This window comes from Neptunomonas japonica JAMM 1380 (assembly GCF_016592555.1).
In the GTDB taxonomy this organism is placed as follows: Bacteria; Pseudomonadota; Gammaproteobacteria; order Pseudomonadales; family Balneatricaceae; genus Neptunomonas; species Neptunomonas japonica_A.
In genome coordinates this window covers 1,171,179-1,185,583 of sequence record NZ_AP014546.1, presented here as the reverse complement: position 1 = coordinate 1,185,583, position 14,405 = coordinate 1,171,179, and the positions used below count along the sequence as shown (strand labels likewise).

General features: G+C 42.7%; 17 protein-coding genes and 1 pseudogene. 8 read left to right on the top strand and 10 right to left on the bottom strand.

Going from position 1 to position 14,405, the window contains the following annotated elements; all coding sequences use genetic code 11:
- Positions 1–48 precede the first annotated feature (48 nt).
- Positions 49–990 (top strand): ChaN family lipoprotein, encoded by a 942-nt coding sequence (locus tag NEJAP_RS05375; protein WP_201349650.1) that lies wholly within the window; start codon positions 49–51, stop codon positions 988–990.
- Between the two features lie 15 nt (positions 991–1,005).
- Here the strand turns inward: NEJAP_RS05375 and NEJAP_RS05370 are convergent, their stop codons facing one another.
- The 7 genes and pseudogenes from NEJAP_RS05370 to NEJAP_RS05340 all read right to left on the bottom strand — a co-directional run bounded on the left by NEJAP_RS05370 (position 1,006) and on the right by NEJAP_RS05340 (position 6,797).
- Positions 1,006–1,791: an amidohydrolase gene (locus tag NEJAP_RS05370; RefSeq protein WP_201349649.1), complete on the bottom strand. Its 786-nt coding sequence runs from the start codon at positions 1,789–1,791 to the stop codon at positions 1,006–1,008.
- Positions 1,792–1,801: 10 nt separating this feature from the next.
- Positions 1,802–2,950, bottom strand: a complete 1,149-nt coding sequence (locus NEJAP_RS05365) for a pyridoxal phosphate-dependent aminotransferase (RefSeq protein WP_201349648.1) — start codon at positions 2,948–2,950, stop codon at positions 1,802–1,804.
- Positions 2,951–3,146: 196 nt separating this feature from the next.
- Positions 3,147–3,568, bottom strand: a pseudogene (locus tag NEJAP_RS05360) (DUF3299 domain-containing protein).
- 213 nt (positions 3,569–3,781) lie between these two features.
- Entirely contained in the window at positions 3,782–5,038 is a 1,257-nt protein-coding gene (locus tag NEJAP_RS05355; RefSeq protein ID WP_201349647.1) for an ABC transporter permease, read from the bottom strand.
- Positions 5,028–5,732 carry an ATP-binding cassette domain-containing protein gene (locus tag NEJAP_RS05350; RefSeq protein ID WP_201349646.1) on the bottom strand — a complete coding sequence of 235 codons (705 nt, stop codon included), beginning with the start codon at positions 5,730–5,732 and terminating at the stop codon, positions 5,028–5,030. The genes NEJAP_RS05355 and NEJAP_RS05350 overlap by 11 nt, the downstream gene beginning before the upstream one ends.
- Positions 5,733–5,793: 61 nt before the next feature.
- Complete coding sequence (locus NEJAP_RS05345) at positions 5,794–6,396, bottom strand: DUF2796 domain-containing protein (RefSeq protein ID WP_201349645.1); 603 nt, start codon at positions 6,394–6,396, stop codon at positions 5,794–5,796.
- A gap of 119 nt (positions 6,397–6,515) precedes the next feature.
- Positions 6,516–6,797, bottom strand: coding sequence for a GIY-YIG nuclease family protein (locus NEJAP_RS05340; RefSeq protein ID WP_329610937.1), 282 nt, complete (start codon positions 6,795–6,797; stop codon positions 6,516–6,518).
- Positions 6,798–6,933: 136 nt separating this feature from the next.
- On the opposite strand from NEJAP_RS05340, the gene nhaD reads away from it, so the two are divergent.
- Positions 6,934–8,178: a sodium:proton antiporter NhaD gene (gene nhaD, locus NEJAP_RS05335; RefSeq protein WP_201349643.1), complete on the top strand. Its 1,245-nt coding sequence runs from the start codon at positions 6,934–6,936 to the stop codon at positions 8,176–8,178.
- 100 nt (positions 8,179–8,278) lie between these two features.
- Here nhaD and NEJAP_RS05330 read toward each other — a convergent pair whose 3' ends face one another.
- Positions 8,279–8,626, bottom strand: a complete 348-nt coding sequence (locus NEJAP_RS05330) for a thioredoxin family protein (RefSeq protein ID WP_201349642.1) — start codon at positions 8,624–8,626, stop codon at positions 8,279–8,281.
- A gap of 617 nt (positions 8,627–9,243) precedes the next feature.
- Between NEJAP_RS05330 and NEJAP_RS05325 the strand changes: the two genes are divergently transcribed.
- The 6 genes from NEJAP_RS05325 (at position 9,244) to aqpZ (ending at position 12,779) form a co-directional block, all read left to right on the top strand.
- Positions 9,244–9,567, top strand: a complete 324-nt coding sequence (locus tag NEJAP_RS05325) for a hypothetical protein (protein WP_201349641.1) — start codon at positions 9,244–9,246, stop codon at positions 9,565–9,567.
- Between the two features lie 22 nt (positions 9,568–9,589).
- Positions 9,590–10,195 carry a M15 family metallopeptidase gene (locus NEJAP_RS05320; RefSeq protein ID WP_201349640.1) on the top strand — a complete coding sequence of 202 codons (606 nt, stop codon included), beginning with the start codon at positions 9,590–9,592 and terminating at the stop codon, positions 10,193–10,195.
- Between the two features lie 64 nt (positions 10,196–10,259).
- On the top strand, positions 10,260–11,177 hold the full coding sequence (locus NEJAP_RS05315) for a hypothetical protein (protein ID WP_201349639.1): 918 nt from the start codon (positions 10,260–10,262) through the stop codon (positions 11,175–11,177).
- Positions 11,178–11,420 (top strand): DUF6868 family protein, encoded by a 243-nt coding sequence (locus NEJAP_RS19525; protein ID WP_419197842.1) that lies wholly within the window; start codon positions 11,178–11,180, stop codon positions 11,418–11,420.
- 172 nt (positions 11,421–11,592) lie between these two features.
- A complete protein-coding gene (locus NEJAP_RS05310; protein WP_201349638.1) occupies positions 11,593–12,021 on the top strand; it encodes an SRPBCC family protein in 429 nt (142 codons plus the stop codon).
- A 68-nt stretch (positions 12,022–12,089) separates the two neighbouring features.
- Positions 12,090–12,779 carry an aquaporin Z gene (aqpZ, locus tag NEJAP_RS05305; protein ID WP_201349637.1) on the top strand — a complete coding sequence of 230 codons (690 nt, stop codon included), beginning with the start codon at positions 12,090–12,092 and terminating at the stop codon, positions 12,777–12,779.
- 92 nt (positions 12,780–12,871) lie between these two features.
- Here the strand turns inward: aqpZ and NEJAP_RS05300 are convergent, their stop codons facing one another.
- Positions 12,872–14,080, bottom strand: a complete 1,209-nt coding sequence (locus NEJAP_RS05300) for a bifunctional alpha/beta hydrolase/OsmC family protein (RefSeq protein ID WP_201349636.1) — start codon at positions 14,078–14,080, stop codon at positions 12,872–12,874.
- Positions 14,081–14,151: 71 nt separating this feature from the next.
- Entirely contained in the window at positions 14,152–14,394 is a 243-nt protein-coding gene (locus tag NEJAP_RS05295; protein WP_201349635.1) for a CDGSH iron-sulfur domain-containing protein, read from the bottom strand.
- Between the last annotated feature and the right edge of the window lie 11 nt (positions 14,395–14,405).

Sequence of the window (14,405 nt, the reverse complement as noted above, 5' to 3'; positions counted from 1 at the left end):
GCGGGGCCTTTTTTGATACGTCTAATAAAGCCGTAAAACGAGCTTAATATGCTTAAAAAAACTACCAACTCGTACCTTTTTCAATGCGTAGTACTTTTCTTATTTTTAACATCCCTGTTCAGCCAAGCTAACGCTGAGTGGTCAGCTCCTCTTCTACAAAACCACCCCCTTGTAGGAAAAATCTATAGCTTAGATGATCAAGCATATATCACAGAAAAGACGCTAATAACCGACTTACAAAAGTCTCACTATGTTCTAGTCGGCGAAAAACATGATAATGAAGACCACCACAGACTCGAATTACAACTGCTCGAATCACTGCTCAACAAACCTCACACGCGGGTTGTATTTGAAATGCTCACCGATGAGCAGCAAAGCAACATTGCATTACTATCATCAACTGATAGCAAAGATCAGATACATAGAAAGCTTTCATGGAATGACAAAGGCTGGCCTTGGAAAGATTACGCTCCATTAATACATAACAGCCTGTTAAAAGGCGCTAACATTAGTGCAGGTAATATAAATCGAGCCACAATAAAGCAAATTTATCAGCAAAAAAATAATGATACTTTATTCAACGAAACTCCCTTTAAGACTCTTAAAAACATCCCTGAAGTCGCTAAAAAACAGATCTTAAATCAGGTATTCGAAAGCCACTGCCAACTCATGCCAAAAGCACAGTTAGCACCAATGATGACTATTCAACTAACACGTGATGCCAGCATGGCCAACGCAATGTTAATAGGCAAAGAACCTAGCATTCTTATCGCAGGAAGCTTTCATACACAAAAAAACATAGGTGTACCGTTACACCTTCGCCAAGTAACAAAGCAAACCACAAAAACGGTATTACTAGCAGAAGTCAGAAAAAACCAACTTCAGCCAGAAGATTACGCCTCACTAAGTGAGGCTGATTACATCTGGTTTACGCCAAAGCAGGTAGAAAAAGACTACTGCGCAAGCCTTCGCGATAAGCATAAGTCATAAGACTTGTGCTTTTTATCAACTCATCGAGAACTCATCAGCATCCTGCCACGCAGGAAACACTTCGCGAAATTGCTTCACTTCATTAAGATGCAATACAACTGTTTTAATAAAGCTTTCCCCTTGCGGCTTATCCAATATCAGTTCGCCTTTAAAGTTTACTGCTAATGAATCACCACTGTAATGCAGCCCAACGCCGTCTTCACCCACACGATTAACACCTAGCATATAGCATTGATTCTCAATAGCGCGTGCTTGAAGCAGTGTACGCCACGGATTGCGTCGTGGCGCAGGCCAATTGGCAACACAAATTGCTAGGTCATAATCATTCTGGCAGCGCATAAACACTGGAAAACGCAGGTCATAACAGATGGTCGGTAATATGCGCCATCCCGCATACTCAAAGATAATTCGCTCAGCACCCGCCCGATAATGTTGGTGCTCATTACCCATTCTGAAAAGATGAGTTTTATCGTAAAACTGCATCTCTCCTGTAGGAGAGACGAGTAACATTCTATTAATGTAAGTATCACTCTCTTGTATCGCGACTGAACCGCATATGGCAGCGTCCAACAATGCAGCCTGAGACTTCATCCACGCGAGTGTATCCCCAAGCATAGGTTCCGAGTGCTCTTCAGGGTTCATCATAAAGCAGGTTGTAAACATCTCAGGTAAAATGACGAGGTCAGTTTTTCCTTTTAACGAAGCGAGTTTCTCTGCCAACATATGACGGTTTTTTTCAGGAGCCTGCCATATCAGTTCGGTTTGTACCAATGACACACGTAAATCATCAAGCTTTATCATTAGAACTCTCCTAAATCGCAATTAAACGTTCAGCGGCTTGTTTCAATGTAGCGTCATCTTTTGCAAAACAGAATCGCACCAACTTCATATCTGGTGGTGCCTGGCAAAAAACAGAAACGGGTATTGCCGCGACGCCCACCTCTTTGATCAACCACTGACAAAACGCAACGTCACTCATATCGCTAATTGCACTGTAATCAACCAATTGGAAATAAGTCCCTTCACCCGGAGTAAAAGAAAATTTACTGGGCTTAATTAATGTGTTGAACAGATCGCGTTTACGCTGATAAAAATCTGGAAGATCATGATAGTGGGAAGGTTCATCTCGCATAATATCAGCGAGTGCTAACTGCATCGGTGTTGACGTTGAGAATGTCAGGTACTGATGCACCTTGCGAAGCTCTGCCGATAAAATAGCAGGAGCGACACAATAACCAATTTTCCAACCCGTTGTGTGGTAGGTCTTGCCAAAAGAAGACACCACAAAGCTACGCTGATACAACTCAGAATGGCCCAACAGGCTGTGGTGTTTCTGGCCATCAAAAACAATATGCTCATAGACTTCATCGCCTAATAACAGAATGTCGGTGTCGCGCACCAGTTCAGCCAACTGCTCAAGATCTTGAGCCGATAAAATAGAACCTGTCGGGTTATGGGGTGTGTTAATAATAATCATGCGTGTTCTGGCAGTAATGGCATCCTTGAGGTGCTGCCAGTCGATATGAAAACCAGGGGGTTGTAACTGTAGATGTACGGCAATACCACCGTTAAGCTCGATTGCCGGCTCGTAACTATCATAAGCGGGATCAAACACGATCACTTCATCACCTTGCTGCACTACTGCCGATATTGCCGCAAACAAGGCTTCCGTCGCGCCCGAGGTTACTGTTATTTCAGTCTCAGCCGAAACTGTAGTTCCATATAAGGCAGCTACTTTTCTAGCAATCTCTTCACGTAGTACTGGCATACCCGTCATCGGGGCATACTGGTTAGCACCTTGTGCAATATAATGGCCTACTGAGTCTAATAGCTTTTTAGGCCCATCAAAATCGGGGAAGCCCTGCGATAAATTAATCGCATTATGCTCTGCTGCCATCTGTGACATAACAGTAAAAATAGTCGTACCAACTTTAGGCAACTTTGTTGTTGGGTATTTCATATGAGGAAACTCAGCATGGAATAAACAGAAAACGCTAGCGCGAAAACATCTGTCTAAATGTATTATTGGCGTGATACTTCACACGCTATTTTATGACACACTTTAACAAAGTTCTACGACGACAGTAACAACTGAGGTAATACACAATACGGCTATTTTTGCTGTGGAGTATTCTTTAGAAATTGCTCTTTAACTATTATTCGTTATAAGGCTCTATGCGATAAACATCCATTGTGTAACCTGATGATGCCAACTCATGGCTAAAAGTCTTTGTTCTTAGCTTACCCGTCAACCATACAGCATCATAAAGACTTTCTAACTTAACACCGGGTTCGTAGTCAGCATAAATAATTTGGTTCGATGGAGGTGGCGGAACATGAATACATGCACCAAAGTACGGTACTAAAAAAACTTAAATACATTTTGATTTTCACCTTCTACAGGTACAACAAAACCAGGTATCTTAATCATTCTCCCATCCATTTCAGGGACAATAGGGGCCGATTGCAAAACCTGTTGTAACTCATCCATTAATAGAGCAGTTTTGGGATCCAAGTCATCCCACGCACCTATATCTCGATCATCAAAAAAGCCATCTAGGTTATAATCGGCAGGCATCAATTGCTCCCAGTCTAGCTGCTCTACCTTTTCTCCGTTAAGCAAAACATCACCTGCTATGGCTTTAATCGAAAAGAGTACATACAGTGCAAAAACACTTATTAAAGACCTGCTTACCGGCATACTAAAACCCAATCCTTACTTTAGAAAAATCATAAACACGAACACTCAACCACAAGTGATATGAAGAAATAAATGATCAAATAGGTTTATTTAATATCGAGCCGTAAGCCCGTCCGCAGCTGTCATTTGATAAGCCCGGTAACCTGGCCACAACCCCGTTAGTGCCCCAGCCAACACAACACAGAATAACATCGGCAAGTCATCCAAAGACAACCCAGCTGACTGGATAAATAAACCAAAATGTACTTCAAGTAATGGTCGTGCGAACATCAACAAGAATACAGACATCAATACCCCTATCAAAGTTCCCACTATGCTCACCAATGTAGACTCAAATACAAGCAAACCCACAATATGCCAAGGCCTCGCTCCGATTGAGCGTAAAATAGCCATCTCTTTGCGTCGTGCCCCTAAGCTTGTAAGCAACACAGCCAACATACCCATGAATCCAGCCAAAACTACACATGCAGAGACTAACAACAGCGCGTTCTCAGCAACACGAATCAACTGCCACATCTGCTGTAATGCAACACCTGGTAATACCGCTTGCAGAGGCTCCACTTTATAGTTATTAATCTGGCGCTGTAGGTGAAAGGTACCTAATTTTGATTTCATGCCGACTAATACAGCCGTTAACTCTTTAGGCTGTAGGCTTTTACTTCTTATCTCAACTTCTGATACTTGCTGGCCACGAATACGGCTACCCGCTTGCCAACCAACATGAATCGCTTCAATTGCTTGAGAGCTAACAAAAACCGACTGGTCAATAGGCGTTCCTGTTGGTTGCAATACACCACTGATACTAAAAGGACGATCATCGTGTTCAGAAAAGCTTGTCTTACCGACACCATGAGAGAGCGTAATACGCTCTCCTAGTTGATACCCAAGCTGTCTGGCAACATCCGCACCAACAACCGCATCAAACAAGTCGCTAAAAGCCCTTCCATGCTGAAATGCTAACCTTGCCTGTTGCCCCACTTGATAATGTTCAAAGAAGCCTGCTGACGTTCCTACAACTCTAAAGCCTTTATGTGAATCACCAAGAGAGATAGGCTCTGCCCACGCAACATGCTTGTTACTTTTTATCCGCTCAAAACTGGCCCAACTCATATTATTTGAAGCTTGGCCAATATGAAAAATAGAGTACAAGATAAGTTGTAGCTCCCCTCCTCTGGCTCCAACAATCAAATCGGTACCAGAGACAGAACGGTTAAAGCTATCACGCACTTCTGCACGAATTTTTTCAACGCCCATTAAGAGCGTCACACTGAGAGCAATCGTCAGTACAATAAAAAATAAAGTATGACGGCGGCTCCAGCTACTCGACAGCGCAACACTAAGCAGCATGGAAGACTCCGGCACTATTTATATGCTGTAGTAGAATTGTTCTATTAAAGTGCTGACCTAATGCCTCATCATGGCTTACCAACAATAATGTACTGTTGTACCGAGAGGCCTCTGCTATTAATAGCTCAGTAAAGGTATCGCGCGACGCTGCGTCTAGTGCAGATGTAGGCTCATCAGCTATCAACAGCTCAGGAGAACCTATTAAAGCTCGCGCTACCGCCACACGTTGCTGCTGACCAACAGACAGTTCAGCAACCGTCACCCGCTGGCGAAGCTGTTCCTCCAGACCTAGCTCAGCTAATAGCTGCTCAGCGGCTTTTCGTACACTGCCGTGATGCTTCAGTGCTCGTTGTGTACGTATCGCTGAAAAACGACATGCCAACATAACATTGTCTATTAATGAGAGATAAGGAAGCAGGTTAAACTGCTGGAAAACAAAACCAATATGATCAGCCCGAAAACAATCTCTTTTTACAGCTGATAATGATGAAATGTCACTACCCGCAATATTAATTACACCAGAATCTGGCAGTAATAAGCCCGTCAGTAAGTTAAGTAGTGTACTTTTCCCACTGCCTGATGGCCCCTGTATAAATACACGCTCCCCACTTTGAATATCACATGTTGCAATATCTAAAAGAGGTGCATCTTTTACCCAAGAGTACTTAACTTTATCTAATAACACCTTTGCCATAGCTGTGCCTAATACTGAGCTTATTACTGACCTAGAAATAACGACTATTAATTAAATAACGCTATTGTTTAATGTGTACGTCCCCTTTAGAAGGTAAAAGTTCGCCACCTTGTTGCCCTTCATGACTCACCATCTTATATCTGATTGATTCAATCATAGGAAACTGCTCAAAAAGCCCCGTTGTAAAACCGGTTAGCATCTCCGGTTTAGAGCAGACAAACTGGTAGTGTACTGTAAAATCTGAATGCCCTGACTCATGTTCTTTTTCATGCTCATGTTCTTCTTCATGCTCATGTTCTTTTTCATGCTCATGCTCTTCTTCATGCCCAGAAGAATGCGATTCAAGTAAAGACTGCTCAACGTCTGCTTCTTTCAACAAGCATACTGCTTCTTTAGGTAGACGGATTATGTCGTACCCTTGCTTTAACGCGTGCACAGCGTCAACAATCAGCTTCTCTTGTTGTTCAGTTTCAGGCGGATGTTCGAAACCAACCAAATTAGCTGCCGGCGATAAAAACATGATCTCTAGCTGCTTAGCTTCAAATGCAACGTTTAACTCAGCGATACCGTGTTCATGAGCATCACTTGCATACAAAAATGAAGAAGTCCCTAGCAGCGTGAAAGAAGTTAAAGTGGTAGCAACTACCAAAGGTTTAAGTTTCATGACTGTACCCATTTAGAAAAATACGTTATAACATAACATTTAAATATTTTACGTCAAGCCAAAAACATTCAAATGCCAAAAGGTCGGCAGCTTAAACCTATGGTTAAGCCCTGAGGAATTTAGCTCGAACTAAAGCCACTGATAAGCGCCAACTTTTTCGCTCGGGAATACTGCTTAATCTGGTACTCACGCTTACTCGCTAAAGAACGACTCGCAACTTCCTCAGACCATGCTAGGGCAACTGGTCTTCTGGGGCGCGTATATTTAGCACCTAACTTATTGCTCTCATTGTGCTCTTTTAAGCGCCTGTCACAATCCGTCGTAATACCTGTGTACAAACTACCATCCGCACAAAGTAGCATATAGATGTACCAAGTTGATGTATTGGGTAAGGTCGACAATGAATCTAAACTCTCATACTGGACGTCTAAACGTTAATTAAAGAGGATAATATAAAGTTTAAGCCTAAAAAAACAATGCACACACAGTAACCAACCCCTAAAATATTGCTTTCTTAAATTTTGTGGAGTCGTGCTAATGCACACTTTTCTTATCATTCTTGCTGTCATTGCTTTCTTTATGATCGTGCTTGAAGATGTCATTCACCTTAACAAAGCTAAAACTACGCTTTTTCTAGGCACGCTATCGTGGCTAGTTCTTTTCCTTTTCCCTGTTGATGATGTCACCCCGAAACAGATCCAGGGGATGTTAAATGAAAACCTACTTGAGATAGCCAGTCTATGGCTCTTCCTGATGGCCGCGATGACTTTCGTGGCCTTTCTTAACCATCAGGGCCTTATTGAAACGATGATATACAAGTTTCTGCCCTCTCGGGTAGGTGAAAAAACACTGTTGTTTATGGTGGCAATCTTCGCCTTTGCATTCTCATCGTTATCTGACAACATCACTGCAACACTAGTGTCTGTTGCACTGGTACTATCATTAAAACTCCCTCCCAATAAAACATTAAAATTTGCAGTGCTGGTTGTATTTGCCGTGAACTCTGGCGGCGTATCTCTTATTACTGGCGATGTCACCACACTAATGATATTCCTAGCGGATAAAGTCGCCATCCAAGACTTACTCTGGCTAGCACTTCCCTCTTTTGTCAGTGTAATGTTTCTTGCTGGGCTGCTCTCTTTTGGCCTAAAAGGGGAATTAATCATTGATGGAGGTGAGCGGCATTACGACCGAGTCGGTATGAGTATCGCGATACTTTTTCTATTTACCATACTTAGTACTATTGTTCTTAACATTATTGCTGGGGTTCCTCCGGTACTCACTTTCCTCTTCGGTTTATCTATCATGTTCTTGATAGGACGTTTTTTCCACACCGATGATGATCGAGAAAACATGCTCGATTACATACGCGTTATTGAGTTTGATACGCTTTTGTTTTTCTTAGGAATACTGTTACTAGTCGGAATGTTAAAAGAGATTGGTGTTCTTGATAATCTCGTAAAAATCTACGAGATTCTGCCAGCAATACAAGCAAACTATGTTATGGGGTTACTCTCTTCGCTCGTGGACAATGTACCGCTCACCGCTGCTCTTTTAAAGGCCAATTTGGAAATGACTCCCGCTAGCTGGTTATCATTAACTTACGGCGTTGGCGTTGGCGGCTCACTACTTATCATTGGTTCTGCAGCAGGTATTGTTGCTATGAGCAAAATTAAAGAAGTGACATTCATTAGCTATATGAAATACAGCTTTTTCTTACTGCTAGCCTACTCTTTAGGCTTTGCAGGGAGCTTGGGGGTGGGTACCGTGCTATTTAACTAATACACATGAGTAACTCATATAGTCATCGAGCCACTACCTAAACCGGCTTAATATTTTTATGGCTAATAATCGGCAGCAGGACAAGCCAGACTGTCGATTATTAGCCCTCATTTTGCACACTATATTGCTCGCATAGTTTACTTATATCGGAAATAAATGGTCCTAAACTAAACACCTGTATTTTCTCCAGATACAACCGCCCATCAAAATACAACCTAACAACAGGCAAAGAATATACACCCTGCTGCGCGCAATTTTCTTGGTGTTTTTCACAGTCAATGTAATGCAGTTTCAAACTTGGCCAGCGCTCATCCAAGGCAGCTAGCAATTGTGGCCAGATCACTTTGCACACGCCACAGCGCTCTGCACCAAACATCACAAGGTGCGCTCCTTTACTTACAGCCAAACCAAGACTTTGATCATCACATATTGTTTGATTTTTACTCACTAAAACCCCGTCATACTATTTCTCAAACTATGTATCACCACACCTAATAACGACTTATTCATCAAGCATTTATAACTTCATACCATAAACATAATACTCAATGCCCGTAGCTAGCAAGCCCATTAACAGACACAAAGGCTTTTGCATGACTCACTGGAAAAATGCTAATTCTAAGGCAGTACCAGCGTAAAACGAACGTTTGCATAAGCTATTAAATCAGAGTATAGATTTATATAAAGGATATTTTATGGTCTCGGATTCCTTCTAAAAGCAGTAACAACTGACGGCCTCCGTGCATAAAGAATTAAAGCCACCTATACCAATAATAATGCGGTAGGTTTTATTATGTACCCGCTAAAAGTACCTCATTCAATCGATGCTTATACATACTCCCCGCAACCCTGTGCGCATGTGTATTATTTACCAAAAAACAGACCGCGCTCTAGCGTAAATACAATACCCTCCTTTCGCTCAATACTGCCCATACAAATTTATGCTTTCAACAGGTCGGCTAATTCTCTTTATTATTTTAATAGAACGTTCCTAAAGCCCTGCTATTTTTCATTTATCTACCGACTCAGAAATAGCGCAAACAATACCTTTAATGGAGCACAGTAATGGAGACAGAAATCATTGAACAAACCATGGAGTTAAAAGCTGAATACATTGTTGGTCTATCTGTACTGGCTACCATAGGCATAGTCACAATGTGGGGCATGTTCTGGAACGCGGTTGCCAAATCGGATGAGAAAATCATGGATATATTAAAAAGCTCATCATTTTTCAAAACCGTTACGGTCATTGGTGTAATTGCCGCCACCGTGGTGCTTAGCTTGGCAAACCGATTAGATGGAAATATCACAGGTGCCATTCTGAGCGGTATAGCTGGATATGTTTTAGGGCAGCTGTCCGGAAAAACCGAAACCACAAAAGAGAAGTAATAACGATAACAAGGAGAATCTTATGAGCTACGGACTATTTGGAGATGATGTGCTCTTTTTCCAACGACTTTTAAAAACCGAAGGGCTATACAGTAAAACACTCGACGGGATTTGGGGAAGATTCACAGAGAAAGGCGCGAATGAATTTCACCTCAAATCAGACGCTATGAAAGAACAAATAGGCGCTTTTGATCACCGCACAGAAAAGCACATATGTACTCTATCTCTCAAAGCACAATTAGAAGCCAGGCACTTTATGAACCGGCTTCTTAACAATAACATCAACGCAAAGATAATCTCTGGCACACGCACCTATGAAGAGCAAAACAAGCTATTTCGACAAGGGCGATACAACAACCCTGGCCCTATCATAACAAAAGCACGTGGTGGCAGGAGTAACCATAATTTTGGTATTGCTTGGGATATCGGCATATTCACTGCAACTGGCGGCTATTCGAGTAACCCCAAGGACTACATAAAGGCTTCAGAGTTTGCTATGTCAGGGCTTCTTGAATGGGGAGGAAACTGGCGATCTTTTCCTGATACTCCTCATTACCAAATGCGCACTAGTTTTCCCATATCAATTGTGAGAAATAAGTTTGAAATTGGCGAAACCTATATTGCATAGCCATACAAAAACATTAATAAGACCAGCCAATAAATAGGACTAACTAATAACTGGGGGACATCGCATGAGATATAGCCAATTAACCTCACAACCATTATTACTGGCTATGATGTATTTCTGCATTGCGATGCTACTAACCAGCTGTTCCCAAGAAGAGGAAGCACCGCAAAGCTCCGTGACAAATAGTAACAATAAAGCAGAAGTAGAAGTAGAAGCACCAGCCGTTGTTACACCAAAACCCGCTCCGCCTGCAACCGACACACGCCAACCCAGCGTCAAACCTTCTGCCACAGTTAACACCCATACTGTAAAGCACAAACCTAAAGCCCTACCGACAAAGGAAGCGGCTGGGCGAGCTAAAGAAGCTCAAAAAACGAGCAACACAACAACCCTCAACCCGAAATATAAGGACGCTACAAAGGAAATTTCGCCGCCTACATTTGATCAATACAAGGTAGAAATAACAGCTAATACCCGCTTAGATATACCTGGGCCTGTGGGCGAATTAAGAGTGTGGATTGGTAACCCGGATTCAGGTGCCATTGTACCTGCAGGCATGGCAAGCAGCACTACAACAATACCTGCCGCCGGCGAAACCGCTAAAATTGAAGCCATCGCTCCAGAATTCAACATAACCCCTAAAAATATACAGTGCATAAAAATACACCCCAAAGGCTCCGAGCTCAGCTTTATACTCGTCCCTATTAAGGCAGGTACCTTTCAAGTGGGCGCTAATATCAATCTATTTGAATCTGCTGACTGCAGCGGCATTCCCGTCCCCAGAACAGCCGCTACGCTCAACGTCACTGTCAATGTTGATTCTAGCGGGTTATTCAAAGAAAAATTGATAGAGTTACTTAGTGTATTTTGGAAGAAACTATTAGAGTTTTGGGAAACATTGCTCGTTAGCATTTTCGGGATAATTCTATTTCTGGCCAAGGATAAACTAAAACTCTTATTTGGAAAAAAGGATGATACATAGATGGACATAGAAACACTAAAAGACTTTTTCATGTGGTGTTCGGTTATCAATGTCGCACTGCTTATTCTATGGACAAGTATATTTATGCTTGCGCCAGATTTTGTCTATCACACTCAACGCCATTTTTTTGCTATTACGCGCCAGCAATTCGACATTGCTTTTTACGCTTTTCTTGGGTTATTTAAACTACTTTTTATTATATTTAGCCTAGTTCCTTATCTAACCCTGCTAATACTCACATAAGAAACCGCCTTAATAAAACACTAGAGGCACAATCCACGCACATACTAAAAAGCACTAAAGAAGGTGCTTTTTAACACTTCAGACTAACAGCAGTTCACTTCCCGAGTATGCTAGATTTCAGGTACAACGAAGCCAACGCAATCAATCGTAAAATGATGACAAGGTGAACACCATGGGAAAATGTTACAACTCAACGGTTATCAATGCGCCTATAGAAAAAGTTTGGGATACCGTAAAAAACTTTCATGATTTACCGTGGGGCACTGCTGTTGTTACCTCTACAGAGAAAGTAGGAGATAAACAAAGCCATGAGGTGGGTGCTCGACGCATTCTTAATGATGCATTTCATGAAACGCTTCTGTCCATCGACAATAATGGATTCACTTTCACGTACCGTATTGATGATGGCCCAGGGCCTGTCGCTAAAGACTGTGTGCAGAACTATTTTGGCGTCGTAAAATTATCGCCTATCACAGACACAGGCGAGACCTTTATTGAATGGTCATCCAGCTTTGATTCAGACAACAGTCATGATGTTAGTGAGTTTTGTAATCCTATTTACGCAGGGCTTTTAGCCTCTTTAAAAGCTTACTTAGCTTAGAAGACTAATATTTCAGTAGAGGTTCAGCCACTCAACGCAACACTACCTCCACAATCAAGGAGGTTGTTATGAAAAAGTATATTGCAGAATCTTTTGGAACATTTTGGCTAGTATTGGGGGGGTGCGGCAGCGCGGTACTGGCTGCGGCTTTTCCTGATGTAGGTATCGGCCTACTCGGCGTGTCATTTGCTTTCGGGTTAACTGTCTTAACGATGGCTTTTGCTATCGGACATATTTCTGGCTGTCATCTTAATCCAGCGGTCTCTATAGGGTTATGGGCAGGTGGGCGTTTTCCAGCCAACCAGTTACTTCCCTATATCGCAGCGCAAGTCATTGGCGGCTTAGTTGCCGGTGGGGTTTTGTTCTTGATTGCTAGCGGACAAGCAGGATTTGATGTCAGCGCAGGATTTGCTTCCAATGGCTACGCGGAACACTCACCTGGTGGTTACTCATTACTGTCTGCTTTTATTACTGAAGTGGTAATGACGATGATGTTCTTACTCGTCATCATGGGTGCAACGGATGAGCGCGCACCTAAAGGTTTAGCCCCTATTGCTATTGGACTATGTCTAACCTTAATCCACCTCATTAGTATTCCTGTCACTAACACGTCTGTAAACCCTGCACGTAGTACAGGTGTTGCGTTGTATGTTGGCGGTTGGGCGATTTCTCAGTTATGGCTATTCTGGATAGCGCCAGTGATTGGTGCCATCTTGGGTGCGGGCGTCTATCGTTACATCGGCAGCGAAGATAAGTAGAGTCAATTACTTAGCAAGTGATGCATGCCTCAAGGGTACAGGCTATAAACCTAGCCTGCCCCTTTTATCTAGAACCGTTTATTGAGCACCCATTACTCTGTTGGTAACAACTGAGTAACAACCTGAAGATTACTGTGTAGTGTTTTATGTACGGGACACTTATCCGCTATCTCTAGCAAACGCTGTCGCTGCTCTTTTGTTAAATCTCCCACCAAGGTTAGTTTACGCTCAATAATTTCCATCGACTGCGGCGTTACATCACACCCTTCACAGTCTTGATGGTAATTACGAGTATGACTTAGCTCAACACGCACATGCTGTAACGCCAGCTTTTTTCGACTCGCATACATTCGAACTGTCATAGAGGTACAAGCCCCTAGTCCTGCTAATAAATGTTCATATGGATCAGGACCACTGTTTGCCCCGCCCACTGCTGTCGGCTCATCTGCCAACCAATAATGGCTATCGCTGCTCACATGCTGGGTGAAAACATGATTTTTTTCTTCGACAATGACATGCCCTTTTTTAACAGGGACTCGATGCTGCTCTGCTTTAGGAATGTAGCGACTAGCCCAACCTGCTATGGTTTCTGCGACATACTCAGAGTCAGCGCGCTTAGTTAGCAAATGATCAGCACTATCCAAGCTAACAAAACTTTTTGGGTGCTTGGCATTACGATAAATTTTTTCTGCCTCAGAAATAGGCACCGTAGAATCTGACGGCGAGTGCATCACTAACAATGCCTTTTTTAACTTGCCAATATCATGGTCAAGGTGTGTATCAATATCATCTAAAAACTGTTTCTTGATAAGAAATTTGCGAGAGCCTAAACACACTTCGGCTTCGCCATTTTCAATAATTTTATCGATTGAGGCTGAAAAGTTATGCACGACATGCTTAGCATGGTGTGGTGCACCGATAGTTACAACTGCATGAACTTCTGTAACCTGTGCTGCCATCGCTAACACTGCCGCACCTCCCAAGCTATGCCCAATCAATATTGCAGGCGCTTGATACTCCTGACGCAAGAAATCTGCAGCGGCCAATAAGTCTTGAATGTTTGATGAAAAATGCGTGTTGGCAAAGTCACCATCGCTATTACCCAAGCCCGTAAAATCAAACCGAAGCACAGCAATGCCTTTTGCCACCAGCGCCCGTGCAATATGAGAGGCCGCCGCTATATCTTTTCCACACGTGAAGCAATGAGCAAACAGCGCATAACAACGTATATCTGCTTCAGGTGTTTCCAGCATCCCAGCCAGCATTTGCCCATTGCTCTCAAATTGAACCTTTACACGCATACCAAAGCTCTCCTGAAAATCATTTCAATACAATGCTAATATCAGACACAAACATCTTTAATCGAGCACGCTTACAGAGCCTTATGCGATCCATCACACATCGGAGCATTTGCTGTTTGCTTACAACCACAGAGATACACTGTCTCTGTTTTTTCCGCCGTGAAAGACACCGGTCTAAAGTCAGTACCTTTATGTGAGCCATCACATAAAGGCTGGCGGCTACTTAAACCACAAGCGCACCAACGATAACGTTCGCCTGCGACTACATCAGTTGCATACGGTACTTTCTGCGCAATAACGGCTTTATCACTCATAAGTTCTCTCA